At 62.4% G+C, this 649-nt stretch carries 1 pseudogene; it reads left to right on the forward strand.

The features are described from left to right. Positions 1-632, forward strand: a pseudogene (istB, locus tag FG154_RS20695) (IS21-like element helper ATPase IstB); the annotation flags it as partial. Between the last annotated feature and the right edge of the window lie 17 nt (positions 633-649).

Consider the following 649-nt stretch of genomic DNA (forward strand, 5'->3'; position numbering starts at 1 on the left):
CCCGGCCTACAAGGACCTCACCGGCTTCGACTTTGCCGCCAGCGAGGTCAACGAGGCTACGGTGCGCCAGTTGCACAAGGGCAGCTTCCTTGATGCTGCTGAGAACGTCGTGCTGATCGGTGGACCCGGCACCGGCAAGACCCATGTGGCCACTGCCATCGGCATCCAGCTCATCGAGCATCATCGCCGCAAGGTCCGCTTCTTCTCCACCATCGAGCTCGTCAACGCCCTCGAGCAGGAAAAGGCCCGGGGCAAGGCCGGACAGATCGCAGAGAGCCTCATGCGCCTCGATCTCCCTCGTCGGGGAAACGGTCCACCGGACCGTTTCCTTATCCTCCTCGATCCTTGATGAGCTGGGGTATCTGCCGTTCAGCGCGTCGGGCGGCGCGCTGCTCTTCCATCTCCTGAGCAAGCTCTACGAGCGCACCAGCGTCATCATCACCACCAATCTCAGCTTCAGCGAATGGGCCGCGGTCTTTGGCGACGCCAAGATGACCACCGCGCTGCTCGACCGCCTTACCCACCGCTGCCACATCCTCGAAACCGGCAACGACAGCTACCGCTTCAAGGCAAGCACCGCCGCTGCCACTCGGAAAAAGAAGGAGGGCACCACCATCTTGACACCGGCCTGAGACCTACGACCCAATAG

This window comes from Cereibacter sediminicola (assembly GCF_007668225.1).
GTDB lineage: Bacteria > Pseudomonadota > Alphaproteobacteria > Rhodobacterales > Rhodobacteraceae > Cereibacter_A > Cereibacter_A azotoformans.